The following is a 26,365-nucleotide window of genomic DNA, read 5'->3' as shown; positions in this document are numbered from 1 at the left end:
GAGGGACGCATGACGTCGCTGAGCAAAGAAAGTGGTGCGATCCCGCCGGATTCGGATGGGACGAGCCTTCCCGAGTCGTCGCCCGACGGCGCCACACCCAGCAACCTGCACTCCGGGGCGCGTCACCGTGTGGCCGACCAGGTGTTCCGCAACCTGGCGGTCGGTTCGGGCTTCGTCGTCTCGCTCGTCATCGGGCTCATCGCGCTATTCCTCCTGGCGCAGGCCATCCCGTCGCTGGCCAAGAACGAGGAGAACTTCTTCACCTACACCGGTGACTGGATCACCAGCGGCAACCAACTCGCGTTCGGCATCCCACAGCTGTTCTACGCGACGGTCGTCGTCTCCGTCATCGCCCTGCTCATCGCGATGCCGGTCGCGCTCGGGATCTCGATCTTCCTCACCGAGTACGCCCCCAAGCGCCTCGTCGGACCGATCACGTACACCGTCGACCTGCTCGCCGCGGTGCCCTCGATCGTGTACGGCTTGTGGGGCATCCTCGTCCTCGGCCCCGCGCTGGTGCCGGTGAACGAGTGGCTCGTCGGCCACCTCGGTTTCCTGCCGTTCTTCCAGCAGCCCACCCAGGTCGCGAACATGTCCACCGGTGGCACGCTGCTCACCGCGGGCATCGTGCTCGCGGTCATGATCCTGCCGATCATCACCGCGGTCACCCGTGAGGTCTTCATGCAGACGCCCAAGGGGCACCGTGAGGCCGCTCTCGCCCTGGGCGCGACGAAGTTCGAGGTCGTCAAGCTGGCGGTGCTGCCCTTCGGCTTCTCCGGCTACATCTCCGGTTCGATGCTCGGCCTCGGTCGCGCGCTCGGAGAGACGATGGCGCTGCTGCTGATCATCTCCACCGCCGGCCCGATGAACTTCAACCTCATGGAGAGCGGCGAGACCTTCGCGACCAAGATCGCCAACAACGCCGCCGAGTTCGACTCACCGGCCAAGACCGGCGCCTACATCTCCGCCGGACTCACCCTCTTCGTCCTGACCTTCATCGTCAACGCCGCCGCACGCGCGGTCGTCGCCGGAAAGAAGTGACCATGACCGTCACAACGCCCTCTCGATCGGCCGACCCGGTCAAGAAGCCGACCGGCTTCGCCCCGCTCGCGAAGCGTCGGCGCCTGACCGATCACATCGTCCGGACCTCGGTCATCGCCGCACTCCTCATGGCCTTGGTCCCGCTCGTGTGGCTGGTCGCCACGCTGGTCATCCGCGGCATCGAACCACTGCTCGACATCGACTGGTGGACCCTGCCCGAGCGCAAGGGCGGCGCGGCCAACGCCATCGTCGGAACGCTGATGCAGACCGCACTGGCCGCCGTGATCTCGATCCCGCTCGGCATCTTCGTGGCCATCTACCTAGTCGAGTACGCCACCAAGAAGTCGCTGCTCGCCCGGGTCACCACGTTCATGGTCGACATCCTCTCCGGAGTTCCGTCGATCGTCGCGGCCCTGTTCGTCTATGCGGTGTGGCGCACCAGCCTCGGACTGCCCCGCTCGGGGTTCGTGGTGGCGATCGCGCTGGTGCTGCTCATGGTGCCGCTCGTGGTCCGTGCCACCGAGGAGATGCTCAAGATCGTCCCGCAGGATCTGCGCGAGGCGTCGTATGCGCTGGGTATCCCGAAGTGGAAGACCATCGCGAAGATCGTGCTGCCGACGGCCCTCTCGGGCATCGTGACCGGCGTGATGCTGGCCATCGCCCGCGTGATGGGGGAATCGGCACCCGTGCTCATCCTCGTCGGCTCGACGCGCGCGATGAACTGGAATCCCTTCGACGGCAACCAGGAATCACTGCCGCTGATGATGGTTCAGCAGTACAACAACGGGCCCGGTGCCTTCGACAAGGTCTGGGGCGCGGCCCTGTGCCTGGTCATCCTCGTGGCCATCGTCTACTTCGGGGCCAAGGTCGTGTCGAAGATCTTCGCACCCAAGACATCCTGAGTCTCGGTGACTCTGAGACCACCCCCGGCCCGGTGAACGGGTCGACACTGTAGAAACGGACAACGTCATGGCAAAGCGCCTCGACATCAAAGACCTGAACATCTACTACGGCGACTTCCATGCGGTGAAGGACGTGACCCTCGAGGTGCCGCCGCGCTGCATCACCGCCTTCATCGGCCCGTCGGGCTGCGGCAAGTCGACGGTCCTGCGCACCCTGAACCGGATGCACGAGGTCACCCCCGGCGCCTACGCCGAGGGCAGCGTGCTGCTCGACGGCGAGGACATCTACGGCCGCAACGTCGATCCGGTGAGCGTGCGCGCCACGATCGGCATGGTGTTCCAGCGACCCAACCCGTTCCCGACCATGTCCATTCGCGACAACGTCGTCGCCGGCCTGCGCCTCCAGGGTGTGCGCAACAGGGCCGAGCTCGACGAGGTCGCCGAGCGCAGTCTGCGCGGCGCGAACCTCTGGGAAGAGGTCAAAGACCGTCTCGACAAGCCCGGCGGCGGACTCTCCGGCGGCCAGCAGCAGCGGCTCTGTATCGCGCGGGCCATCGCGGTCTCCCCGGACGTGCTGCTGATGGACGAGCCGTGCTCGGCGCTCGACCCGATCTCGACGCTGGCCATCGAGGATCTGATGGGTGAGCTCAAGAAGGAGTACACGATCGTCATCGTGACCCACAACATGCAGCAGGCCGCCCGCGTCAGCGACCAGACCGCATTCTTCAATCTCGAGGGTGCCGGTCAGCCCGGACAGCTGGTCGAGATCAGCGACACCGAGACGATGTTCTCGAATCCGACGAAGAAGGAGACCGAGGACTACATCTCGGGGCGCTTCGGCTGACGCACGCACCAACCCCGCGAACAGGGCCCTTCCCGGTGACGGGAGGGGCCCTGTCTGCTGCTCACATGTTGATCAGGAGAATGACCAGCAGAGCGGTGAGCGATGCGATGACGCCGAGGTAGGTGATGATCTGCCGTCGGTGGGCGGCTGCCGCGGCGTCCTCGTCGGTCATCGCATTGAAATCGGGTTCGATCGGCTGATTCTGGCCCATGTCCGCCACCATAACGGGGACATGTGCAGCTGTGAAATCGTTCCCGGGCGTAAAACGCGCCAGATCTTCACTGACATGAAGAGAGACCGAGTTCAGTTCATCCAACTGAATCCTCGGCCTCTCGAAATGTGTGCCCTCGCTCCCCGGGAAGGGTGAGCGAGGAAGATCACCCGATGTTCTGGAACTGTTCGGGGGTCTTGCCGGTGGCGGTGAACACCACCCGGCGACCGATCAGCACGGCATGATCAGCGAAGCGTTCGTAGTAGCGACCGAGCAGGGTCACATCCACCGCCGCGGCGACGCCGTGCTGCCATTCGCGGTCCATCAGGACGGTGAACAGGTGGCGGTGGAGATCGTCCATCGCGTCGTCGTCTTCCTGCAAGCGCAGCGCGGCCTGCGGGTCGCGAGTCACCAAGACCTCATGCGCATTCTTGGCGAGTGTCACCGCGAGCCGGCCCATCTCCGCGAAGTAGCCGTTGACCTCCTCGGGGAGGGCCTTTGCCGGGTGGCGACGACGGGCGACCTTGGCCACGTGGAGGGCGAGGGCACCCATCCGGTCGGCGTCGGCGACGATCTGGAAACCACTGACGACTCCGCGGAGGTCGCCGGCGACCGGGGCCTGGAGAGCGAGGAGAGCGAAGGACTGTTCCTCGGCGCGGGCCGACAACTGTGCCATCCGTTCGCTGTCGCCGATGACCTCTTCGGCAACGGCGAGGTCGGCCTGCAGGAGCGCCTGGGTGGCACGCGACATCGCGGTACCCGCGAGTTCACACATTTCACCCAGGACGTTGGTCAGCTCCTCGAGTTGCTCTTGGTAGGCAGTACGCATGTACCCAGGGTACGTCGGGGAACGGTCTTCTTCGCTCACGGGCGATGAACGCAGCGTGAACGACCGGCGCGGTGACGTCGTCGTCGTCTCATCCGGACGATCGTGCTAGGTACAGGTCGTGTCGCCCGCGTTGGTGACGGCGAGATCGTTGGGCAGATCACCGGTGTTCTCGGCCGGCGCGAGCTGCTCGACGTTCACCGTGGCCCCGGCGTCGGGCACCGATCCCAGCTCGCCGGTGAAGTCGGACCCGAGGATGAGTTCGACCCCCGATTTGACCGTCCGGTCGAGCTGGATCTCGGCGCCGGGGAACATGGCGGCCAGCGTGGCGGCCGCGTTCTGCTGTCCGGTGCCGTACCGCACGACGGTGTCGTCCCGGCTCTCCGAGGCGTCGGCCACACCGCGGACGTCGAAGCCGTACGGCTTCAACTGGTCGGACACCTCGGCGGCGAGACCGGTGGTGCTGGTCCCGTTGAGCACGCGGATACCGATGTTGCCGGGATTCTGCGCGGTGGCGTTGATCCGTCCGGGGGTCTCCGTCGAGTTCCTCGAACTCGGAGCTCGCGAGGGCGCCTTGGACGTCGGCTTCTTCTTCTCGACCTTCTCGCCGGGCAACGGCAGGTCGTCGATGATCGCGTTGAAGATCGCATCGACGTCGTCGGTGCGTGGGATCTCATTGTTGGAACCGTCGGTGGTCGTGCCGGAGGTGGGGATGGTCAGGAACGAGACGCGACCGGCCTCGATGCCCTGCATCGACTCGGCGAGGTTGATCAGCGACTGGGTGTCGACGCCGTCGACGTAGCTGTACCTGATGAACGTGTTGACGATGCTGTTGAGCTTGTTGGGGTTCGCCAGCACGTTGCCCGACAGCGTCGAACGCAGCAACGACGACATGAACAGCTGCTGACGCTTGATGCGACCGTAGTCGCCGTTGCCCTCGGAGGCGATGTTGCGGGCGCGGACATAGTTGAGGGCCCTGCGCCCGGTGAGCTTCTGTTTGCCGGGTTTGCGGAGGATGTTGCCGAGCTCGTAGTCGTAGAGTGGCACCGTCGAGCACACCTCGACACCACCGATCGTCCGTACGACCTGCTCGAAGCCGTAGAAGTCCATGCCGATGAAGTGGTTGATGTTGAGGCCGCTCATCTGGGTCAGCACCCGGACGAGGCACTGCGGGCCGCCGTAGAAGTAGACGCTGTTCAGCTTCACGCCGCTCTGTGCCGGCATCTCCGCGCCGTACTTGCCGGTCTCGTTGTCCCACGAGTTGCATGCGGGCTGGTCCACCTGGAGGTCGCGTGGGAAGGACACCGCGACGACGCGTTCACGGTTGGCCGGGACGTTGACCAGGATGACGGTGTCGGAACGGGCGCCCTCGGCATCGGCGGTGGTGCCCGCACCCACCTTCGCGTTCTTGCCGCCACGCGTGTCGGTGCCGACGATCAGGTAGGTCTCGTCGCCGTTTTGGGCGTCCTTGTTGCGGATGTTCTTGTCTTCGGCGTCGACGGCGGTGACATTGCGCCAGTTGCCGTTCCACGACTGCAGGTAGTTCCAGACGAAACCGGTGCCGACCAGGGCGGTCACACATGCGATGGCCACCAGGATGCGTCCGGTGGCGGTGGTCTTTCGGACGAGTGCACCGCGACGGTCGCCGCCGCGCCCCGGGTGGTGGCGGGGCGCCTGGCGGAGTTGGAGTGGACCGGTCAGGTCGGGGGTTCGTTCGAGCGGTTCGCGAGGGGTCGGCGGTTCGTCCGGCGTGGTCGCGGCCGGGGGTACCAGCGCGTCCTGGGCACGCGACTCCTCGAAGGCGCGCTGGGCGGTGGCGCGGTCCGACAGGTCGGGTGCGGGCTCGCCGGGTTTGTCACCGATCGTGGGGATCTTCTGGGTGACGTCGTTGTCGAAGCGGTGGATCTCGGTGGGACGATCGTCGGCCGCGGGCTGGCTCTGGTCGCTCCGTCCGAGCGGAGGACGAGGGGGCCGGACCTGATCGGGCTGCGCCGGGTTGAAGCGGCGGGACCGGCTGCGGGTCGTCGGCGGGATGTTCGCGTAAGGGCCGGGCGGGGGTGCCTGGTCGGGCGCACCGGCGCGGGAGCGTCCGCGGCGGGGGGAGTCGGCCGGGGGCGTCCGGGGTTCCTCCGCGTTCATCTGCTCCATGAGCTCGCGGACGGTCAGTCGGGTCCGCCCGCGGACGAAGCGATCACTGGAACGCGGCTCGCGGAGACTCGGGTGCGCTCCCGGCGGCGAGGCGTCCCGAGCGCCGGGGTCCACCGGCGGACGGCGGTCGTTGGCATCGTCGGGACGCCCGGCACGACGGCCACGACGAGACCGGTTGGCCTCGTCTCCCGCCTCCGGTTCGTCCGGTCCCGATGTCCGACTCAATGCACGTTCCTCTACCCCGTAGGTCTCGAATGCGCATGACCGCGCGTCGGGGCTGATCGACGCGGCACGCACGCACGCAGGGCCCCGGGTGGCCGGGACCTTCGCGCCATATTACTGATCGCACCTGAGAATCGAACTCAGCCGGACCGTCGTTGTGACGGTTTTCGCAGAACGTGTCAGCCGCCGGAGTGCATGATCTCCGCACCGGCGGGCACGACGTCCTCGTCGGGATCGTCGAGCCAGCCGTCGGGCAGGGCGACCTTCGCCGGCGAACCCTGGCGGCCGCGCGGGCCATGACCGTCTCTCGGGAACGGTGCGTCGGCAGGCAGTTCGGACAGCAGTTCGCGCAGCTCGTCGACGCTGCCGACGAGCGCCATCCGCCGACGGATCTCCGAGCCGGCCGGGAATCCCCGCAGGTACCACGCCACATGTTTGCGGATCTCGCGGCAGCCCTTCATCTCGCCGTGGTGGTCGACGAGGAGCTGGCAGTGCCGGACCATGATCTCGGCGACCTCGCCCAGGTTCGGGGGACTGGGTGCCTCGAATCCGTTGAGTTCGGCGGCGAGTTCGGCGAACAACCAGGGGCGTCCGAGGCAGCCGCGGCCGACGACGACTCCGTCACACCCGGTCCGGTTCATCATCGCCACCGCGTCCGCTGGTTCGAAGATGTCGCCGTTGCCCAGCACCGGCACCGAGGTGACGTGCTCCTTGAGGCGGGCGATCTCATCCCAGTCGGCTTCGCCGGAGTAGCGCTGCGACGCGGTCCGGGCGTGCAGGGCGACCGCGGCGGCACCCTCCTCGGCGGCGATGCGCCCCGCGTCGAGATGCGTGCGGTGGTCGTCGTCGATGCCGATGCGGAACTTGACCGTGACCGGGATGTCGGTGCCCTCGGTCGCACGGACGGCGGCCGCGACGATCTTGCGGAACAGCGTCCGCTTGTAGGGGATGGCCGAGCCACCGCCCTTGCGCGTCACCTTGGGTACCGGGCAGCCGAAGTTCATGTCGATGTGATCGGCGAGGTTCTCGTCGACGATCATCTTCGCCGCCTGGTACGTGTACTCCGGGTCAACGGTGTACAGCTGCATCGATCGCGGACTCTCGTCGGGTCCGAAGGTCGTCATGTGCATCGTGACCGGATGACGTTCGACGAGGGCGCGGGCGGTCACCATCTCGCAGACGTACAGACCGGAGACGGTCCCGGTGCGGGCGAGCTCGAGTTCGCGGCACAGCGTGCGGAATGCGACGTTGGTGACACCCGCCATCGGCGCGAGGACGACGGGGCTCGCCAGCTCGATGGAGCCGATGCGGAGCTTGGCCGGGGACGCAGAACCGGCGCCTTCGGAGGTCGAAGGCGCCGGGCTGCTGGAGAGGGTCGTGCTCAGGATGCCCGCTGCTCCCGCTTCTTGGCCTCGCGGGCGAGCGAACGGTCGCGCATCTCCTCGAAGCGGATGGTGTCCTTCTCGAGCTGCTCGAGGAAGGCGGCGAGCTCCTCACGGGTCTTCTCGCCCTCGGCGGTGAAGTCGTCGCGCTCGAAGACGTTCCACTTGCGCAGAACCGGCATGACGACCTCTTCGAGGTGCTGGCGAAGGTCGTAGATGCCGTGCTTGGCCATCAGGACGCCGTGGCGGCGGAAGTTCGGCATTCCGGCGCCGGGCATCTGGAAGTTGGTCACGATGTCGGTGACCGCGCGCAGCGTCTGGTCGGGGGAGATGTCGAAGCCCGCACCGCAGATGTTGCGGTAGAAGATCATGTGCAGGTTCTCGTCGGCCGCGATGCGCTGCAGCATCTTGTCCGCGATCGGGTCCTTGCAGGCCTTGCCGGTGTTGCGGTGGCTGACGCGGGTCGCGAGTTCCTGGAAGGTCACGTATGCGACCGAGTGCAGCAGGCCGAGTTCGTCGGCGTGCTCCTCGAGTTCGTCGACGCGACCGGCGGTCGCCAGCATCGGGTCGTAGCCGTTCGTCATGTGGATCATCCGCGCCTCTTCGAGGGCGACCGGATCGACACCGCGGGTGACGACGAGGTAGTCGCGCATGACGATGCCGTGGCGGTTCTCCTCGGCGGTCCAGCGACCGACCCAGTGGCCCCAGGCGGAGTCCATCGAGAAGTTGTCGGCGATGACGCGGTGGTACGATGGGAGGTTGTCCTCGGTCAGCAGGTTGGTGATCATCGCGGCCTTGGCGACCTCGTCGAGCTGCGACTGCTCGGGGTCGTAGTCGACGCCGCCGAGCGCCGCGAAGTTGCGACCCTCGTCCCACGGGACATAGTCGTGCGGGTTCCAGTCCTTGGCGGTCTTGAGGTGACGGTTGACGTTCTCCTCGGCAACCGGGGCGAGTTCCTTGAGAAGCTCGAGTTGCGTCAGCTCGCGTGCCATATAGATGTCCTCCGAAGGGTGTCCGCGTATGTCGTACGTGTGTCGTCTTTTCTTGCCTCGCGACGGTGCCGCGAGTGGGATAGCGGCGTCGTCGTGGGCGGGTCACGCCCACCCGGGCGGACCTTGGGTGGTCTCGGACGCGCGACTGCGCAGCCCTCCTCCACTGGTCAAAGCCCTAGCCTACGGCACTTGCGATCGGGTCCCAAGTCCGTCTGTGACACTGTCGTGTCCGTATGGTGCCGACGTTACGACCGTGCACGGTGGTGTCGGTCACGGTTGTCCTGGGCGATCGGTTCGGTCGCCTCGTCGCAGGTCGGCGGGGATTTTTCCCGGCGTCAGCCCTTCTTGTGGGACCGGGCGAAGAAGGCGCCGCTGGTCTCCATCCACGTGGCGGCGGGCTCATCGAGATTGCCGTGTTCGCGGGCTTTCTCACACCACCGCATCGCTGCCCGGCCGAACTCCATCGGGTTGTAGACATCCTCCTCGCGGCTCCACAGACCGTCGCCCGCATAGGTGAGGATGGTGATGTTCGTGGCGGTGATGAGGCTCTGGTCCCCCGGATCGCGCATCGGGTTGTCGACCTCGCAGATCACCCGACCGGTCGGGGCGTCGACCACGTGCCACAGCGACGGGAAGCCCGTCATGTGACTTCCGGGGAAGGCGGTCATCGTGCGCCAGGCCCAGGCGCGGATCTCCTCGCGGCCGCGCAGCGTCCCCAGCGCGTGCTCGACGAAGTCGGCGTCCTCGGTGAACATGTCGGCGTAGCGGTCCCAGTCACCGCTGACCGCGACCTCGGCGACCGTGCGCTGGAATTCGGCGAACGCCTCGTCGAGTTCGGTCGCGCTGAAGGCCCCGCCCGGGGCGTCGGGAAGTTTCTCGGTGGATTCCATCGACGCCGATCGTAGGGTTCGGACGGTGTACCCGGCCGGGGTTTGGTGACACTCGGTAGCATTCGGTGCCTATGCATCCGCCCGAAGCCGCGGGTGCACGGGGTATCGGTGAGGACGTCATGTACCAGGTAGGGGACCTGATCGCGGGGTACCGCGTCCTTGACGTGCTCGGACGCGGTGGCATGGGCGACGTCTACAAGGCGGCCCACCCGCGGCTGCCGCGGTCGGATGCACTCAAGGTCCTGCGGTCGGGACACGCCACCGATCCGGTGTTCCGCGCCCGGTTCGAGCGGGAGGCGGACATCGTCGCGCCGCTACACCACCCCAATGTCGTCACCGTCTACGACCGGGGGGTCTTCGAGGGTCAGCTCTGGATCGCGATGGAGTACGTGCCCGGTGTCGACGTCGCGCGGATGCTCGCGGCCGACGCGCCCCTCGACCCTCGGCTGGCGTGCACGATCGTCCGCGGCGTGGCCGCCGGGCTCGACGCCGCGCACCGTCGCGGGATCATGCACCGCGACATCAAACCGGCGAACATCCTCGTCACCCCGGGTCTCGGCGGCGACCGTCCCGGAAACACCGGCTCCCTCACACCCGAGGCCGTCAAGGTCACCGACTTCGGCATCGCGCAGGTGCTCGACGAGGTGACGAACCTGACCGGGACCGGCATCACGATCGGGACGATGCATTACGCGTCGCCCGAGCAGATCGAGGGCCGACGCGTCGACCCCCGTAGCGACATCTATTCGCTCGGCGCCACCGCCTTCGAACTCCTCACCGGCGCACCGCCTTTCGATGCGACGTCGCTGCACGGCCTGATGACCGCGCACATGTACCACGAGCCGCCGCCGGCGAGCAGTCGCAATGGGGCGCTCCCGGCCGCGGTCGACGCGGTCCTCGCTCGGGCGATGGCCAAGAACCCAGACGACAGGTACCCGACCGCCGGCGAGTTCGCCGACGCCCTGCACGATGCCTTCGACACCCGTCAGACCCTCGTCGGGCCGCGTATGCAGCCGGATCCCCATGCGTCTCCGGGTTCTTCGGGGTCGGCTCCGGGCATGCCTGCCGCCGGAGATCCGACTTCATCTGCGGCGTACCGTGATCGGGCGACCGATCCGACCGCCCGGGAGCGGCTGGGGCCGCCGATGGTCTCGACCGAGACCCTGCACGGATGGGAGCCCACACATGCCGCGGAACCGGCCCGGCCCGTCCGGCGTGGAGGTGGCGCCACGGTCGTCGCGATCGGGGCGGCGGTCGCGCTGATCGCCGGAATCCTCGGCGCCGGTGCCGGATTCGTGAGCACCTCGGCGGGGACACTGGAGACCCCGAACGCACCCGACGCCGAGGTGACGACGACCGCCGTCGAACTGTCCTGGGGTCACGTCGACGACGCGACCGACTACGTCGTCACCCAGAACCACGAGGTCATCTACTCCGGTCCCGATACGAAATTCACCGCACCGCGCCCGATTCCGGGTACGTACACCTACCAGGTCGCTGCGCAGGACGAGGACGGCCGGACCTCGGAGTTCTCCCGCAACTCAGAGGCTGTCGACGTCTTCATGACCTGGGGCGAACTTCAACCCATCGCCGACCTCTACCACGACCTCGTGCCGGCATCTCCGTTGAGCACCAACGGTTTCGACGGCATGCGGTGCTGGGGCGAGGACGGCGACCTCGCGTTCGAGTCCTCCAAGCGCACCGTGTGGTGCACCCGTTACCGCGACGACGAGGCGAAGAATGCGGACTACCAGGTGATCGTCGACGTGTACGACACACCCGAGGAGGCGCGGGCGGCGGCGGACGTGACCGCCTACAATCTGCGCGGCACCGGTTACACAACGGCGCAGGGTTTCACGGGGACGCTGTACCTCTCGGACAAGCAGCGTGATCAGGGGCAGGCCATCCTCGCCCATGACACCGGCGACCGCGCCAAGTCGGTCGTGTGGGTCGTGGTGCCCGGCAAACCGGCTGCCGCTGCGGCCGATCTGCTGAAGAGGCTGCCGATCTGATGGCACAACCTGTGACCACCCCACCCGCGGGCCCGCCCACCACCCCGCCGAACTCACCGACCGTGCGGCCGTGGACGATCGCGGCGATCGTCGTCGCCGCGGTGCTGCTCGCCGTCGGCTCCTTCTTCTCGGTACGTGCGCTCACCAGCGTCGACGTGCCGGATGCACCGACCGGCCTGAAACTCGACGCCGGAACCGGACGCCTCGTCGCGACCTGGGATGCGGTGCCGGGTGCGACGGGCTATCAGCTCGTCCGCGACGACGGGATAGTCGTGTACCGCGGTACGGAGACCGAGGTCGTCGACGCCTCGGTGCCCGCAGGCGAACACACCTACCGGGTGGCCGCGCTGGACGGCGACACCGTCTCGCCGCCGAGCCCGTCGCAGTCCGTACGCACTGGCGCGACCTGGGGGGTCTTCGCGCCGCTCGTGGCGCAGTTCCCCGAGCTCCTCCCACAGACCCCGGACACCGCCGCGAGATGGGGCAACGCCGAGTGCGTCCGTAGGTACGCCGGCGGCCGCGACGAGGTCGGCCCGTCGGAGACCGGAAACGGCAAGGTGCGTACCGTGTTCGTGGTGCGATGCGCCGCGGGGGCGGTCGACCGCCCGTTCGGCGTGTTCTGGTTCGCCTCCAAGGACGCCCTCAACGCCGAGTACTCCCGCTCGTCGGCGACCTCGCGGCCGGTGCGGTGGAAGCACGGCACCGGCCTCATCGACGAGAACGGTCGCGGCGTCTTCAAGATCACCGACGACCCGGCTCGGGAACTGGCGATGATCGTGGTGCTGGAGACCCCGGCCCAGAACGTCCTCCAGATGGTCGATTCGATGCCGATCTGAGTCCTGTCCGGGCGGTGGAGGACAACCTGGTCGATCGACTGGGACGAACACGCTTCCGGAGTCTCCGGCGTGCGGCATGATGGCGTGGGGGCTTTCGGGTGCGGGGAGACGAGAGGTTGATGTCATGCAGCGGTTGAGTGGTTTGGACGCTTCGTTCCTCTACCTGGAGACCCGGAGCCAGCTGATGCACGTCATCGGTCTCGTGGAGATCGATCCGAGCACCATGCCCGGCGGGTACAACTTCGACAGGCTGCGCGAGGAGATGGAGCGGCGCGTCGCCGCGATCCCGGCCTTCCGCCGAAAGCTCGACAACTCGATCTTCAACATCGACCACCCGGTGTGGATCGAGGACGAGGACTTCGACATCCAGCGTCACGTCCATCGCGTGGCGGTGCCCGCGCCGGGCGGTGCGGGTGAGGTCGCCGAACTGTGCGGTCATCTCGCCGGCCAGACCCTCGACCGGGGCAAGCCCCTCTGGGAACTGTGGATCATCGAAGGGCTCTCCAACGGCCGCATTTGCGCGATGCTGCGTATGCACCACGCCGGCACCGACGGTGTCACCAGCGCCGAGATGCTCGCCCAGATGTGCACTCTCACACCGGACCCACCCGAACTCGACTCGTCGAAGGTCCACGAATCGGCGGGCCCGCCGTCGCGCGCAACGATCGCCGCGACCGGGGCGATCAACTACTTCGCCAGCGCCCGCAGGCGATGGCGAAACTGTTGCCGCGGACGGTCAGCGTCCCGGTCGGCTGGCTGCGCCGGGCTCAACGGCAGTCCGCCATGCCCGCACCGTTCATGGCGCCCCGGACCCGGTTCAACTCGGCGATCACGCCCCACCGCAGCATCGGCCTCAGCCAACTGTCGCTCGACGACGTCAAGCGCGTGAAGAACCACTTCGGGGTGAAGCTCAACGACGTCGTGCTGGCGCTGGTCGGCGGTGCGATGCGCACCTACCTACTCGAACACGACGAGCTGCCCGACAGGCCGCTCGTCGGGATGGTGCCGGTGTCCGTCCACGGTGCCGACGAGTCCGACCTCGTGGTCGAGGGCACCAACAAGGTGACGGGAATGTTCACCCAGTTGTCCACTGACGTCGAGGATCCGGTGGAGCGACTCGAGAAGCAGGCGGAGTTCAGCCGAAAGTCGAAGGAACACCACGCCGAGATCGACGCCAACATCCTGCGGTCCTGGGCTCAGTTCGCACCGGGGGTCACACTGTCGACGGCGATGAAGTTCTACGGCAACCGGAAGCTTGCCTCGGCGCATCCGCCGATCTTCAACGTCCTCGTGTCCAACGTGGCCGGCCCCGATTTCCCGCTCTACTTCCTCGGTTCACGCGTCACCGCCGTCTACCCGCTCGGGCCGATCTTCCACGGACTCGGACTGAACATCACGGTGTTCTCCGCCGACGGACACCTCAACATCGGCATCCTGGCGTGCACCGACCAGACCCCCGACCCGTGGGAGATCGCCAACGCCTTCGACGATCAGCTCAAACAGCTGCTCGCCGCCTGCGACTGAGCCGCGCCGCGCGCGGCGTGACCGGTGGGCGCTACACCCGGTCCGATCCGCCCGCCAGCTGGTCGAGCCAGACCCGCGCCGACGCATCGGACGGCGAACGCCAGTCGCCGCGCGGTGACAGCGAACCGCCCGAACCGATCTTGGGGCCGTTGGGCATGGCGGTGCGTTTGAACTGGTTGCCCATGAAGCGCTTCAGGAAGATCCCGAGCCAGTGCTCGATGGTCGCGGTGTCGTACTCGTTGCGCTTGTCCTCGACCAGCAGCTCCGACCACGGGCCGCGTGAGCGGTCACCCCAGGCCTGCCGGGCGAGGTAGGCGACCTTGGTCGGCCGATACCCGAACCGGGTCACGTAGTAGAGGAAGAAGTCGTGGAGTTCGTACGGGCCGACGGTGTCCTCGGTGGACTGGATCTTCCCGTCGTCGCCGGCCGGGACGAGTTCGGGGGAGATGACGTCGTCGAGGATCTCGGCGAGCACCTCGGTGGTCTCCGCGGAATGGTGGCTGTTGCTGATCATCCACCGGATCAGGTGCTGGATGAGGGTTTTCGGCACCGAGCCGTTGACGTTGTAGTGCGACATCTGGTCGCCGACACCGTATGTGCACCACCCGAGCGCGAGTTCGGACAGGTCGCCGGTGCCGAGGACGATGGCGCCGTGGTGGTTCGCCAGCCGGAACAGATGCGACGTGCGTTCACCGGCCTGCACGTTCTCGAAGGTGACGTCGTAGACCTTCTCGCCGCGGGAGTAGGGGTGGTCGAGGTCGGCGAGCATCTGCTCGCACGACGGCCGGATGTCGATCTCCTTGCCGGTCACACCGAGTGAGTTCATCAGGATGTGAGACCGGCGCAGCGTCGCGCCGCCGGTGGCGAAACCGGGCATCGTGTAACCCAGGATGTTGGTGCGGGGCAGGCCGAGTCGGTCGAAGGTGTCGACCGCGACGAGCAGTGCGAGAGTCGAGTCGAGTCCGCCGGAGACGCCGATGACGATCTTGTCGATGCCCGTCGAGCGCAACCGCTGGGCCAGACCCTGCACCTGGATGTGCCGGACCTCGGCACAGCGCTCGTCGAGATCGGCGGAATCCGTCGGGACATAAGGAAATCGGGGCACGACCCGGCGCAGCACATCGTCGTCGCCGTTCAGTTCGCCGAACGAGAACCCGATGCGCCGCAACGACTTCAGTTGATCGGAGTAATCGCCGGCCTGGTCGCGCAGGCTGATCATCCGCATGCGTTCCTGCCGGAGCCGGTCGAGGTCGATGTCCGCGGAGATCACCTGATCGGTGGTCGCGAACTGTTCGCTCCGGGCCAGCAGAGAGCCGTTCTCGGTGATGAGGGCGTCACCGTCCCAGGCGAGATCGGTGGTCGACTCGCCGTAACCCGCCGCGACGTAGACGTGCGCGGAGATCGTGCGCGCGGAATGGCCTGTGCAGAGGTTCTTCCGGTAGGACTCCTTGCCGATCGTGACCGGGCTGCCGGACAGATTGGCCAGCACGGTCGCGCCGCCCAGGGCCGCCCAGGTGCTCGGCGGGATCGCCACCCAGCCGTCCTCGCAGATCTCGACATGCAGTGCGAAACCGGGCAGATCGGTCGCCTCGAAGATCAGATCCGCCCCGAACGGGACCTCTTTGCCGTCGACGGTCACGGTGGTGGGCACCGCATCGCGGGCGGCCGAGAAGAATCGCTGTTCGTAGAACTCGCGGTAGTTCGGCAGATACGACTTCGGGACGATGCCGAGCACCTCGCCGTCGTGGATGACCGCCGCGCAGTTGAACAGTCCGTCGCCGACGACCATCGGCAGACCCACCACGATCAGTGGTCGGAGACCCCTACTGGCCGTGGCGATCTCGCTCAGTGCGTCGCGGCACCCGTCGATCAGCGCGTCCTGGTGGAACAGGTCGTCGATGCTGTAGCCGCAGAGCCCGAGCTCGGGGAAGACTACCAGAGCGGCGCCGTCGTCGGCGGCGCGCCGCATCAGCTCGACGGTGCGTGCGGCATTCGCGGCGGGTTCGGCGATCGTGAGGACGGGCACCGCACCCGCGACCCGAACGAAGCCGTTTGCGTAGACAGACACGTCGACAACAGTAAACCGCGGAGTGCCCGAAGATCGCGCGCCGGCTCGCTAGGTGTACTGACCTGCCAGGTTGGGTACGCGGCTGACGGGTGAGTTGCCTCGCAGTGCGGTGTGGCCGCGTTCGTGATTGTAGATGCGCAGGAACTCGGGGAAGGCCGCGACGCGTTCGGTTTCGCTGAGGTAGGGGCGGGCGTAGGCCCATTCCTCCTGCAGGGTGCGGTTGAAGCGTTCGACCTTGCCGTTGGTTTGCGGCCGGTACGGGCGGGTCCACTTGTGCGTGATCTCGTTGTCGGCCAACAACTTCCGGAACATTCGGGACCGATAACATGACCCGTTGTCGGTCATCACCCGCGCGGTGGTGACACCGATAGAGGCGAAGTGCGCCAATGCCCGGGTCATGAACGCGGTCGCGGTTTCCTTCTTCTCATCACCGAGGATCTCTGAGTAGGCGTAGCGGGAATGGTCGTCGACGGCGTGGTGGAGGAACGCGTACCCCAGGTTGGGGCGGCCGTGGACTTTGCGGGGTCGTGCGGGCTCGCGGTGGGCGCTGGAGTTGCGGGCGCCCAGGGCGCGGCCGTGGATGCGGTGTCCGCCACCGTCGGGGATTCTGCCGAGTTTCTTGATGTCGACGTGGATCAAGTCTCCGGGCGCTTGGCGTTCGTACTGACGAATCTCGCGTCTGCGGGCACGTACGGGCGCCCCTGTTGCTGGGTCGGTCCACGACAACCGTAGGCATCGGTACCGGGTCAGGATGCGGTGGACTGTGGACACGTTCAACCCCAGGTGGAACCCGATCCGAGCTGGTCCCCAACGGCGCGACACGCGTAACCCCACCACCCGGCGTTCCCGGCGACGGGTGGTGCGATGCGGGCATGAGCGGGGCCGGCTTGAGCGGTCAACCATCCCTGCGGGCCCGTGGTCGCGGTAGCGGTCGGCCCACCGTTTGGCCGTGGTCACCGAGACATTGAAACGGTCCGCGGCACGCCGCAGCGGCCACCCATCCTCGACAACACACCGAGCCAGACGCAGCCGGCCAGTCGGGGACAACGGTGAATTACGGTGAGACATGAAGACCTCCGGGTTGAGGAGCGGTTCTTAGACAGCTCCACACCTCACTCGGAGGTCTTCCCTATGTCACGTCGACTCGCCGAACGCGGTACCTAACGTCCCGGGTCAGTACAGCTAGGCCCGCCACCAGGAGTCGTCGAGTTCCACCGGAGTCGTGCGCTTGTGCCGGTTGCGGTGCCAGGCGGCCTCGATCTTCTCCACCGCATCGATCGGGACCTCGCGGCCTTCGAGGTAGTCGTCGATGATCTCGTAGGTCAGGCCCAGTTCGTCTTCGTCGGTCTGGCCCGCCTTCTCGTCGAGCAGGTCGGCGGTCGGGATCTTCTCCCACAGTTGCTGCGGCGCACCGAGGTGACGCAGCAGCGATCGGCCCTGACGCTTGTTCAGACCCGACAGCGGCAGGATGTCCGCGGCGCCGTCGCCGTACTTGGTGAAGAAACCGGTGACGTTCTCGGCCGCGTGGTCGGCGCCGATCACCAGCAGCCCGCGGTCGCCGGCCACGGCGTACTGCGCGACCATGCGGTGTCGTGCCTTGGCATTGCCCTTGGTGAAGTCGGTGAGCGGCGCGCCCATCGCCCCCGAGATCTCGCTGTTCAGGGCATCCACTCCCGGCGCCACGTTGACGGTCAGCGTCTCGTCGGCCGCCACGAACTCGACGGCGGCGGCGGCGTCGTGCTCGTCGTGCTGTACCCGATACGGCAGACGCATGCCCACGAACACCGCGTCGGCGCCATCGGCCCGGACACGCTCCGCCGCGATCTGGGCCAGGCGCCCGGCCAGCGTCGAGTCGACGCCGCCCGACAGGCCGAGCACATAATCCGACGCGCCGACCGCGCGGAGATAGTCGGCGAGGAAGCCCACCCGCCGCTCCACCTCGTCGGCGGGATCGATGGAGGGTCGGACCCCCAGGGCTTCGATGATGGTCCGCTGGGTCTCGCGCATACGCGCTCCTATGCTCGCTCGGGGTCGGGTCGAGCAGCCGCGGTCACTCCTCCCGAGGTATCCGCACGCCGACGAGGTGAGCGTCGGGGTCCGGCGCCATACCGAGGCGCTCCCATGGCTGCGAGACGGTGAGTACCGCATACGCGGACGTCGGAAACCGATCGATCGGACCGGCCGGATCGAGCGTCAGCGCGGTCTGTGGCATACCGGGCTCGTGTCCGACGACGAGCAGCGTGGCCGCGTCGGCCGGCGCGTGGATGCGGATGGACTCGAGCACGTCGTCGGCGTCCCCGCCGTAGATGTCCTCGACAAAGGTGACCGGCGCCCGCACGCCGGTCCGTTCGAGGGTCTGGCGGGTCCGGGTCGACGTCGAGCACAGCACCGCGTCGATGCGCAGGCCTTCGTCGCCCATCCAGCGCCCGGCGAGGGCGGCCTGCCGGTCGCCGCGTCCGGCGAGCGGGCGGTCGTGGTCGCGCGTCGCCGGAGGATAAGCCGACTTGCCGTGACGCATCAGGATCAAGGTGCGTGTGCCGCTCATGCGGTGCCGGTCCGCCGGGACTCCGCGGGATAGGCGTCCGGATCGGCGGCGATGGTGCGCAACAGGCGAACGGTCGCGCGCCACGCGGCGGCCTCCTGGCGCAGGAAGGCGGCGTGCTCGCGCTCGTCGTGCATCTCGGCCTCGTCGGCCAGCGCATCGAACTCGAGGTGTTCGTCGACGGCACAACCGATGAGTTCGTCCAGGGTCGTGCAGTCGGCGCAGGCCCGCTCGATCGCGGCTGCGTCGAGAGTGGCCAGGCGTTCCAGATCCGACCGATACCGCATGCACTCGAATGTACGTCGTCGGCGCTGGTTGTCGGGGTTGCGACACCGGGTGCATCCTCGGCCGGCAGGTGCCCGACTCGGGCGCGGGGTCCCCGACGCCCTTACCCTTGGGGACGTGCACTCCTGGGTTCCCGCGCTACTGGCGGTGCTGGCGGCGTTGATGATCGCCGCCGGCACCGTGTTGCGGCAGCGTGCGTCCCGGGTCAACGGTGCGATCACCGTCGGATGGTGGGTGGGTGCCGGGATCGCGCTCTGCGGCTTCGGCCTGCAGGCGTCCGCCCTGGGGCTCGGGTCGATCCTGCTGGTACAGCCGCTCGTCGTGCTCGCGGTGTTGTTCGCGTTGCCGCTGGAGGCCTGGGCGGACCACCGGCATCCCGCGCGCATCGAGTGGGCGTGGGGAGGGGTGCTCGTCGTCTGCGTCGCGACGTTCCTCATCGTCTCGCGACCGGAACCGTCACTCCGGCGACCGGATGCGCTCCTGCTGTGGGGCACCGTCGGGGCCGTCATCGGGATGGTCGTGGGCCTGGTGATCCTGGCGCGACGCTCCAGCCCGCACTACAAGGCGCTGTTCTACGGACTCGTCGCGGGCACGATGTTCGGGGTCTCGGCGCTGCTGGTCAAAGCGGTGATCTACCAGATGACCCACGAGTTCTGGCGCACCTTCGTCCAGCCGGAGATCTATCTGTTCGTGCTGGTGGTGGTCTGTGCGGTGGTCGCGCAGCAGCTGGGTTTCGGGGCGGGCGACCTGCAGACGTCGTTCCCGTCCATGACGGTCGCCGAACCGGCGGTCGCGATGGTGCTGGGCGTGTTGCTGCTCGGCGAGAACCTCAACGTCTCGGTGCCGACCGCGATGTTCCTCGGCATCGTGCTCGCGATCATGATCCGCGCGGTGTGTGAGCTGGCGAAGCTGTCGGCTGTCCGCGGATGGGAGCAGGCGGTGGCCACAGAGACGGCAATGCCGCCGACCGTGGGACGGCCGGCGGCATGATCAGCTCGGAGACGACCAGTCTGTTCTGATCAGCCCTCGATGAGTTCCGCGATGCCCTCGGCCCATTCTTCGGCCTGCTTCGCGGGCTTGATCGACGACGAGTTGTCGTGGCGGGCGTGCTCGCCGACCTGGACGGCCCCACGCTTCGTCAGCATCTCGGCGATGATCTCGCCGCCGCGGTTGAAGGTGTCGTAGATCGAGTCGCCGAGCCCGAACACGGCGAAGCGCAGCCCGCCGAGATCGGGGTTGACGCTCTCGAGTTCGTCGGCGAAGGGCTCGGCACCGGTGGGGAGCTCGCCCTCGCCGTAGGTCGAGCAGACGATCACCAGGAAGTCTTCCGGGGCAAGGTCCTCGACCGCGTACTCGCTCATGTCGTAGATCGAGGGATCGTGCTGGTCGAGCGCGTCCGCGATGGCGTCCGCGACGAGCTCGCCCGTTCCGGTCTCGGTTCCGTAGAGGATGACGACCGACATTTGCAGAACTCCTCTCGACGTCGGCTTTTCGCAGCGAGGGTAACCTAACCCGCTCCTCGCTGCGAAATCGCAGGTGGGAAGGGGGTTGGAAGAAATACTTGGATGTCCTACTATGTGGTGACAGAGGCCATAACCCCGAACTCCGGAACGGGGCGCTCGCCGCCGGCTCCGACGCCGACGAGGCAGGTCCGAAAACCCCGAACAACGCGTCAGGCCCCCGGCCGAGACCCCGACCAGGCAACGCCCGAGAAGAATCAAAGGTGATCTCCGTGTCCGCTCCCGCTGTCCCTTCCATCCCGCACTTCCTGAACGGCAAGCGCGTCACCGCCGAGGGTGGCCGCTTCGCCGACGTCTTCAACCCGAGTACCGGTGCCGTGCAGGCCCAGGTGCCGCTCGCGTCGACCGACGAGGTCGCCGCCGCCATCGCCACCGCCTCGAAGGCGCAGAAGGAATGGGCGGCGTGGAACCCGCAGCGTCGTGCCCGCGTCCTCATGCGCTTCGTGGACCTGGTCAACAAGAACGCCGACGAGCTCGCGACCACACTGTCGCTCGAGCACGGCAAGACCCACGCCGATGCCCTCGGTGACATCCAGCGCGGAGTCGAGGTCATCGAGTTCGCCATCGGCATCCCGCATCTGCTGAAGGGCGAGTTCACCGAGGGTGCCGGCAACGGCATCGACGTCCACTCGGTCCGCCAGCCGCTCGGTGTGGTCGCGGGTATCACCCCGTTCAACTTCCCGGCGATGATCCCGCTCTGGAAGGCCGGCCCGGCACTCGCCTGCGGCAACGCCTTCATTCTCAAGCCCAGCGAGCGGGACCCGTCCGTGCCGGTCCGCCTGGCCGAATTGTTCACCGAGGCAGGGCTTCCCGACGGTGTCTTCCAGGTCGTCCACGGCGACAAGGAAGCCGTCGACGCGCTCCTGACCCACCCGGACGTCAAGGCTCTCGGCTTCGTCGGCAGCTCCGACATCGCGCAGTACATCTACTCGACCGCCGCTGCACACGGCAAGCGTTCGCAGTGCTTCGGCGGTGCCAAGAACCACGCCGTCGTCATGCCCGACGCGGACCTCGACCAGGCCGCCGACGCCATCATCGGCGCCGCCTATGGCAGTGCCGGCGAGCGTTGCATGGCCCTCTCCGTTGCCGTGCCGGTCGGTGAGGAGACCGCGAACCGGTTGCGCGAGAAGATGCTCGAGAAGGCCAACGCACTGCGCGTGGGCCACAGCCTCGATCCCAAGGCCGACTACGGCCCGCTGGTCACCGCCGCCGCACTCGATCGTGTCCGCGGCTACATCGCCAAGGGTGTCGAGGAAGGCGCCGAGCTCGTTCTCGACGGCCGCGAGATCGGCACGCCTGAGCAGCAGTACGGCGACGACGACATCTCCAACGGCTTCTTCATCGGACCAAGCCTGTTCGACAACGTCACCAAGGACATGAGCATCTACACCGACGAGATCTTCGGTCCGGTGCTCGTGGTGGTGCGCGCGCACGACTACGAAGAAGCCCTCGCGCTGGCCTCGGATCACGAGTACGGCAACGGTGTTGCTATCTTCACCCAGGACGGTGACGCCGCCCGCGACTTCACCGCACGCGTCGAGGTCGGCATGGTCGGCGTCAACGTGCCGATCCCGGTGCCGGTGGCCTACCACACCTTCGGTGGCTGGAAGCGTTCCGGCTTCGGCGATCTCAACCAGCACGGCCCGGCGTCGATCCAGTTCTACACCAAGACAAAGACTGTCACGACGCGCTGGCCGTCGGGCATCAAGGATGGCGCCGAGTTCGTCATCCCGACGATGGACTGAGTGCGGCCGAGATGACCACACTTGCCGAGGCCGCAGTCGCGCGGCTCGACGGTGACGAACGCGTCATCGTCGAGACCGCAGCGGCTTTCGCGGCCAAGAAACTGGCGCCCTTCGCGCTGGAATGGGATGCGTCCAACCACTTCCCGGTGCCTGAGCTCCGCGAGGCGGCCGAACTGGGGATGGGTGCCATCTACTGTTCCGAGGACGCCGGGGGCAGCGGACTCCGCCGTCTCGACGGCGTGCGGATCTTCGAGCAGTTGGCCTACGCCGATCCGGCGGTCGCATCGTTCCTGTCCATCCACAACATGTGCGCATGGATGATCGATCACTACGGCACCGACGAACAGCGCAACAAGTGGGTGCCGCGACTGGCGACGATGGAGACCATCGCGAGCTACTGCCTCACCGAACCGGGTGCCGGATCGGATGCGGCGGCACTAGCCACCCGTGCCGAGCGTGAGGGTGACGAGTACGTCCTCACCGGGGTCAAGCAGTTCATCTCCGGTGCCGGGTCGTCGGACCTGTACGTGGTGATGGCCCGCACCGGCGACGCCGGACCCAAGGGCATCTCCACCTTCCTGATCGAGAAGGACACTCCCGGACTGAGTTTCGGTGCGCAGGAACACAAGATGGGTTGGCATGCACAGCCCACCGCGCAGGTCATCCTCGACGAGGTGCGGGTCCCGGCGGCCAACCTGCTCGCCGAGACCGAGGGCATCGGGTTCGGCATCGCGATGAACGGCCTCAACGGTGGCCGTTTGAACATCGCGGCGTCCTCACTCGGTGGTGCCCAGGCGGCGTTCGACAAGGCGGCCGCCTACGTCTCGAGTCGTCGGGCGTTCGGCAACTCGCTGCTCGACGAGCCGACCATCCGGTTCACACTCGCCGACATGGCGACCTCGCTGCAGACCTCACGGTTGATGCTGTGGCACGCGGCGACCGCGCTCGACGACAACGCCCCCGACAAGGTGGAGCAGTGTGCGATGGCGAAACGCTTCGTCACCGACAGCTGCTACGACGTCGCCGACCAGGCGCTGCAGCTGCACGGCGGCTACGGGTATCTGTCCGAGTACGGAATCGAGAAAATCGTCCGCGACCTCCGTGTGCACCGCATCCTGGAGGGGACCAACGAGATCATGCGGGTCGTCCTCGGCCGTTCGATCGCGTCCCGTTACCGGGAGAGCTGACGCGAACTCGCTGCAACGCAATGGTTTTCGCAGGCAAACACTCTAGGGAGCAAAGACAATGACGACGATCGCTTTCCTCGGCCTCGGCAACATGGGTGGCCCGATGGCCGCCAATCTGGTCAAGGCCGGGCACACGGTGCACGGGTTCGATCCGGTTCCCGAGGCGGTCGAGACCGCCAAGGCCAACGGCATCGAGACGTTCCCCGCCGCCATCGAGGCCGTGGCCGCGGCCGAGGTCGTGATCACCATGCTGCCCAACGGCGGCATCGTGAAGAAGCTCTACGACGAGATCATCCCGGTCACCCCGACCGGTGCGCTCTTCATCGACTCGTCGACCATCTCGGTCGACGATGCGCGGGAGATCCACCGTCGCGCCGTCGACCACGGTTTCGCTCAGGTCGACGCACCGGTCTCCGGCGGGGTGAAGGGTGCCGTGGCCGGCACCCTGGCCTTCATGGTCGGCGGCGAGGACGAGGCCTTCTCCGCGGCGCGTGGGACCCTCGACCCGATGGCGGGGAAGATCATCCACTGCGGTGCGGCGGGTGCCGGCCAGGCGGCGAAGGTGTGCAACAACATGCTGCTCGCCGTCCAGCAGATCGCGGTCGGCGAGGCGTTCGTCCTCGCTCAGAAGCTCGGCCTCGACGAGCAGGCGCTCTACGACGTCGTCACCGGTGCCACCGGCAACTGCTGGGCCATCGAGACCAACTGCCCGGTCCCGGGCCCGGTCCCGACCTCGCCGGCGAACAACGATTTCAAGCCGGGCTTCGCCACCGCACTGATGAACAAGGACCTCGGTCTGGCGATGGACGCCGTCGCCAGCACCGGCGCCCGCGCACCGCTCGGGACCCACGCCGCACAGCTGTACCGCGGCTTCGCCGAGCAGCACGCCGACCTCGACTTCAGCGCGATCATCACCTCGCTGCACTAGGTCTCGAAGTACCTGCCTGACGGCTCCTGAAATCCCGTTGCGTTTTGTCCCGGTTACCGGGACAAAACGCAACGGGATTTCTTGCGCTCGGGGGAGGTGGAACCGCGTCGACGCGTGCTGCGTCGAAGTTCCGTGGTCGACCTCAACGAGCTCATCATTCGCCAGGACGGCGTGCTGACGACGTCGCAGGCGCACGCGGCCGGGCTGAGCCGGTCCGCGATCAGCCGACGCCGGGCAGCGGGGGACTGGACCGCGGTTGCGCCCGCTGTCTACCTGGTCTCCGGCCATCATCGTTCGGCACGGGCGCAGGCCCGGATCGCGGTGCTCTCCGTCGGCGACGACGCCGCGCTCGGTGGGATCGCGGCGTGCTGGTGGCTGAGGCTGCATCCCAGGGAGCCCGCGGAACATCTGGTGCTCACGCGACGTCGCGGGCGCCACGCGAGGTCGTCGGCGACTGCGCTGGTACGGCACCGTGACCTCGCCGACGAGGACGTCACCGTCGAAGACGACCTCCGCGTCACCAGGCCCGCGCTGTCCGTCCTCGACGCGGCAGTCGATCTCGGGATCGGCGTCCTCGACTCGGTGCTGCTCTCCGAGGACGTGACGCTCGCCGACCTCCGGGCCGCACATGGCCGATACCCCAAACGCGCCGGATCCGGAGCGGTGTCGAAGTATCTCGATCAACTCGAGGACGGGACACGCTCTGAGGCTGAACGCCTGACCGCTGGACTGTTCCGTCGTGAGGGCATCGACGGATGGACGGCCAATCTGCCGGTATGCGGGTACCTGCTCGATTTCGCGTTCACGCAGGCCAGGCTCGCCGTCGAGATCGATGGCTTTGCGTTCCACCGCGACGCCGACACATTTCAGCGGGACCGGACCAAGCGCAATGCGCTTATCGCCGACGGATGGACAGTCCTGAATTTCACGTGGGCGGACCTGACCGAACGGCCGCAGCAGGTCGTCGAGGCAGTTCGGAGTGCTCTACTGCGGGCCGCTTCGTGATGACGTTGCGTTCTGTCCCGGTTGCCGGGACAAAACGCAACACCGATCTCGGTCAGAAGTCCCCGTTGTGCTTCCGCAACGACTGGATCGCCCCGACCAGGCCGGCCATCTCGTCGTCGGTCATGCCGACGTCGGCGAAGACCTTCTCGTTGAGGGTCTTGGTGGCGTCCTCGACGGTGGAGCGGCCGAGGTCGGTGATCTCGACGAGGGTGGTGCGCCCGTCGGTCGGGTGCGGGACACGTCGGACGAGGCCGCCTTCCTCGAGGCGACGGATCGCATGGGTGACGCTCGTGACGTGAACCTGGAGACGGTCGCTGGCCTTGGTGATGGGCAGTGCGCCCTGGCGTGAGAACGCCAGCAGCCGAAGGAGTTCGAACCGGGAGAAGCTGAGATCGAACGGTCGCAACGTGGCCTCGACGCGGGCGAGCAGGATCTGGTGCGCGCGCATCACCGAGGTCACCGCGACCATGCCGTCGGCGACGTCGCCCCACCCGGCCTGGGTCCAGTTGTCCCGTGCCTCGGTGATGGGATCGAAGTCCATGCTGCGCCCTGCCATGATCACCACCCTAATCGGCCTGCGGCGTCGCCGATCGACGGCGCGCCAACCGTCGATCACGGCGTACCTGGCCGCGACGGGGTCCGCCCGGCGGGGTAGTGGGCGGCGAGGAGCAGCAGGGCCAGTCCGTGGACCTGAGCCCTGCGCGAGCGGGATGCCTCCGCCGGGTCTGGCGCACGCGGTCGGTGCCTGCCCGGCAGAGGCCGGTTCGGCGACTGCGGCGCAACGGTCGGCACGCGGTGAACCGAACGGGGGACAGCGTGATGACCAAAGGCACCCGCCGAGTGACAAAGGTCCTACGGAGCAGCGCGGCAATGTGGTTGCCGCAGATGTACATGCGTCTGGGTCGTTGTAGTTTCCTGGAACGACACCGTCTGAATCGAGACCTTCTGTCGCGGTTGAGAATCTAAGTGGAGATTGAATATCGAAATGGTCACGGCGTCGTTAGTCAAATTATTCATACCCATTAGCTACCCAATCTAATGAGATTGACGATATGCGCACTCTGGGCGATTTGTGCTTATTAACCGTCTTCCGGTGTCGCCTGAAACCACCTCCCCGACAAACGTTTTCGGGACCGTACCCCCGGGTTTGTGAATCTGGATCCGAATCTGTTTCTGCGGCAGTGGAGATGCAGAAATCTGCGCGGATAACAGGCGGTCAGGGCAATGTCATCCGATTGGACCAATTGCCGAATGT

At 67.1% G+C, this 26,365-nt stretch carries 23 protein-coding genes and 1 pseudogene; 11 read left to right on the top strand and 13 right to left on the bottom strand.

All coding sequences use genetic code 11. The annotated features are described in order from the left end of the window. Window positions 1–9: 9 nt before the first annotated feature. From pstC to pstB, 3 genes are all read left to right on the top strand, one after another. Window positions 10–1,041 (top strand): phosphate ABC transporter permease subunit PstC, encoded by a 1,032-nt coding sequence (gene pstC, locus IHQ52_RS22690; protein WP_006436970.1) that lies wholly within the window; start codon window positions 10–12, stop codon window positions 1,039–1,041. Between the two features lie 2 nt (window positions 1,042–1,043). Continuing rightward, complete coding sequence (pstA, locus tag IHQ52_RS22685; protein ID WP_006436969.1) at window positions 1,044–1,943, top strand: phosphate ABC transporter permease PstA; 900 nt, start codon at window positions 1,044–1,046, stop codon at window positions 1,941–1,943. Between the two features lie 67 nt (window positions 1,944–2,010). Further along, window positions 2,011–2,787, top strand: a complete 777-nt coding sequence (gene pstB, locus IHQ52_RS22680; protein WP_006436968.1) for a phosphate ABC transporter ATP-binding protein PstB — start codon at window positions 2,011–2,013, stop codon at window positions 2,785–2,787. A 61-nt stretch (window positions 2,788–2,848) separates the two neighbouring features. Here the strand turns inward: pstB and IHQ52_RS22675 are convergent, their stop codons facing one another. The 6 genes from IHQ52_RS22675 to IHQ52_RS22650 form a co-directional block, all read right to left on the bottom strand. Continuing rightward, window positions 2,849–3,103 carry a hypothetical protein gene (locus tag IHQ52_RS22675; protein ID WP_006436967.1) on the bottom strand — a complete coding sequence of 85 codons (255 nt, stop codon included), beginning with the start codon at window positions 3,101–3,103 and terminating at the stop codon, window positions 2,849–2,851. 61 nt (window positions 3,104–3,164) lie between these two features. Then, complete coding sequence (gene phoU / locus IHQ52_RS22670) at window positions 3,165–3,827, bottom strand: phosphate signaling complex protein PhoU (protein ID WP_006436966.1); 663 nt, start codon at window positions 3,825–3,827, stop codon at window positions 3,165–3,167. A 105-nt stretch (window positions 3,828–3,932) separates the two neighbouring features. Continuing rightward, complete coding sequence (locus tag IHQ52_RS22665; RefSeq protein WP_238063988.1) at window positions 3,933–6,197, bottom strand: LCP family protein; 2,265 nt, start codon at window positions 6,195–6,197, stop codon at window positions 3,933–3,935. 176 nt (window positions 6,198–6,373) lie between these two features. Continuing rightward, on the bottom strand, window positions 6,374–7,459 hold the full coding sequence (dusB, locus tag IHQ52_RS22660) for a tRNA dihydrouridine synthase DusB (RefSeq protein ID WP_232513017.1): 1,086 nt from the start codon (window positions 7,457–7,459) through the stop codon (window positions 6,374–6,376). A gap of 116 nt (window positions 7,460–7,575) precedes the next feature. After that, on the bottom strand, window positions 7,576–8,568 hold the full coding sequence (locus IHQ52_RS22655; RefSeq protein ID WP_006436963.1) for an acyl-ACP desaturase: 993 nt from the start codon (window positions 8,566–8,568) through the stop codon (window positions 7,576–7,578). A gap of 335 nt (window positions 8,569–8,903) precedes the next feature. Continuing rightward, entirely contained in the window at window positions 8,904–9,458 is a 555-nt protein-coding gene (locus tag IHQ52_RS22650) for a nuclear transport factor 2 family protein (protein ID WP_006436962.1), read from the bottom strand. Window positions 9,459–9,577: 119 nt separating this feature from the next. Between IHQ52_RS22650 and IHQ52_RS22645 the strand changes: the two genes are divergently transcribed. The 3 genes and pseudogenes from IHQ52_RS22645 (at window position 9,578) to IHQ52_RS22635 (ending at window position 13,830) form a co-directional block, all read left to right on the top strand. Then, window positions 9,578–11,470, top strand: coding sequence for a serine/threonine-protein kinase (locus IHQ52_RS22645; RefSeq protein WP_096275013.1), 1,893 nt, complete (start codon window positions 9,578–9,580; stop codon window positions 11,468–11,470). Then, window positions 11,470–12,306: a fibronectin type III domain-containing protein gene (locus IHQ52_RS22640; RefSeq protein WP_096274622.1), complete on the top strand. Its 837-nt coding sequence runs from the start codon at window positions 11,470–11,472 to the stop codon at window positions 12,304–12,306. Before IHQ52_RS22645 ends, IHQ52_RS22640 begins: the two co-directional genes overlap by 1 nt. 124 nt (window positions 12,307–12,430) lie before the next feature. Further along, window positions 12,431–13,830 (top strand): annotated as a pseudogene (locus IHQ52_RS22635) (WS/DGAT/MGAT family O-acyltransferase). A gap of 31 nt (window positions 13,831–13,861) precedes the next feature. Here IHQ52_RS22635 and IHQ52_RS22630 read toward each other — a convergent pair. The 5 genes from IHQ52_RS22630 to IHQ52_RS22610 form a co-directional block, all read right to left on the bottom strand. Continuing rightward, window positions 13,862–15,898: an NAD(+) synthase gene (locus tag IHQ52_RS22630; RefSeq protein WP_159405212.1), complete on the bottom strand. Its 2,037-nt coding sequence runs from the start codon at window positions 15,896–15,898 to the stop codon at window positions 13,862–13,864. A gap of 48 nt (window positions 15,899–15,946) precedes the next feature. Further along, window positions 15,947–16,966, bottom strand: a complete 1,020-nt coding sequence (locus IHQ52_RS22625) for an IS481 family transposase (RefSeq protein WP_238063983.1) — start codon at window positions 16,964–16,966, stop codon at window positions 15,947–15,949. 114 nt (window positions 16,967–17,080) lie between these two features. Further along, entirely contained in the window at window positions 17,081–17,905 is an 825-nt protein-coding gene (nadE, locus tag IHQ52_RS22620; protein ID WP_006436957.1) for an ammonia-dependent NAD(+) synthetase, read from the bottom strand. A 43-nt stretch (window positions 17,906–17,948) separates the two neighbouring features. Next, complete coding sequence (locus IHQ52_RS22615; protein WP_006436956.1) at window positions 17,949–18,443, bottom strand: SixA phosphatase family protein; 495 nt, start codon at window positions 18,441–18,443, stop codon at window positions 17,949–17,951. After that, window positions 18,440–18,727: a hypothetical protein gene (locus IHQ52_RS22610; RefSeq protein WP_006436955.1), complete on the bottom strand. Its 288-nt coding sequence runs from the start codon at window positions 18,725–18,727 to the stop codon at window positions 18,440–18,442. Before IHQ52_RS22610 ends, IHQ52_RS22615 begins: the two co-directional genes overlap by 4 nt. Window positions 18,728–18,842: 115 nt before the next feature. Here IHQ52_RS22610 and IHQ52_RS22605 point away from each other — a divergent pair, with 115 nt between their 5' ends. Continuing rightward, window positions 18,843–19,715 carry a DMT family transporter gene (locus tag IHQ52_RS22605; protein WP_006436954.1) on the top strand — a complete coding sequence of 291 codons (873 nt, stop codon included), beginning with the start codon at window positions 18,843–18,845 and terminating at the stop codon, window positions 19,713–19,715. Between the two features lie 29 nt (window positions 19,716–19,744). Here the strand turns inward: IHQ52_RS22605 and IHQ52_RS22600 are convergent, their stop codons facing one another. Further along, on the bottom strand, window positions 19,745–20,188 hold the full coding sequence (locus tag IHQ52_RS22600) for a flavodoxin domain-containing protein (RefSeq protein WP_006436953.1): 444 nt from the start codon (window positions 20,186–20,188) through the stop codon (window positions 19,745–19,747). Window positions 20,189–20,457: 269 nt separating this feature from the next. Here IHQ52_RS22600 and IHQ52_RS22595 point away from each other — a divergent pair, with 269 nt between their 5' ends. The 4 genes from IHQ52_RS22595 (at window position 20,458) to IHQ52_RS22580 (ending at window position 25,110) form a co-directional block, all read left to right on the top strand. Then, window positions 20,458–21,990 (top strand): CoA-acylating methylmalonate-semialdehyde dehydrogenase, encoded by a 1,533-nt coding sequence (locus IHQ52_RS22595; protein ID WP_024499775.1) that lies wholly within the window; start codon window positions 20,458–20,460, stop codon window positions 21,988–21,990. A gap of 11 nt (window positions 21,991–22,001) precedes the next feature. Beyond that, the gene (locus IHQ52_RS22590; RefSeq protein WP_006436951.1) at window positions 22,002–23,177 is read left to right on the top strand and encodes an acyl-CoA dehydrogenase family protein; all 1,176 of its coding nucleotides are present in this window, start codon (window positions 22,002–22,004) and stop codon (window positions 23,175–23,177) included. 58 nt (window positions 23,178–23,235) lie between these two features. Continuing rightward, window positions 23,236–24,105, top strand: a complete 870-nt coding sequence (gene mmsB, locus IHQ52_RS22585) for a 3-hydroxyisobutyrate dehydrogenase (RefSeq protein ID WP_006436950.1) — start codon at window positions 23,236–23,238, stop codon at window positions 24,103–24,105. Window positions 24,106–24,237: 132 nt separating this feature from the next. Then, the gene (locus IHQ52_RS22580) at window positions 24,238–25,110 is read left to right on the top strand and encodes a type IV toxin-antitoxin system AbiEi family antitoxin domain-containing protein (protein ID WP_182155907.1); all 873 of its coding nucleotides are present in this window, start codon (window positions 24,238–24,240) and stop codon (window positions 25,108–25,110) included. A gap of 52 nt (window positions 25,111–25,162) precedes the next feature. Here IHQ52_RS22580 and IHQ52_RS22575 read toward each other — a convergent pair whose 3' ends face one another. Continuing rightward, window positions 25,163–25,666, bottom strand: a complete 504-nt coding sequence (locus IHQ52_RS22575) for a MarR family transcriptional regulator (RefSeq protein WP_006436948.1) — start codon at window positions 25,664–25,666, stop codon at window positions 25,163–25,165. Between the last annotated feature and the right edge of the window lie 699 nt (window positions 25,667–26,365).

It is taken from the genome of Gordonia amicalis (assembly GCF_022059885.1).
Classification (GTDB): domain Bacteria; phylum Actinomycetota; class Actinomycetes; order Mycobacteriales; family Mycobacteriaceae; genus Gordonia; species Gordonia amicalis.
The sequence above is the reverse complement of the archived record's forward strand: the minus strand, read 5'-3'. Positions and strand labels throughout refer to the sequence as shown.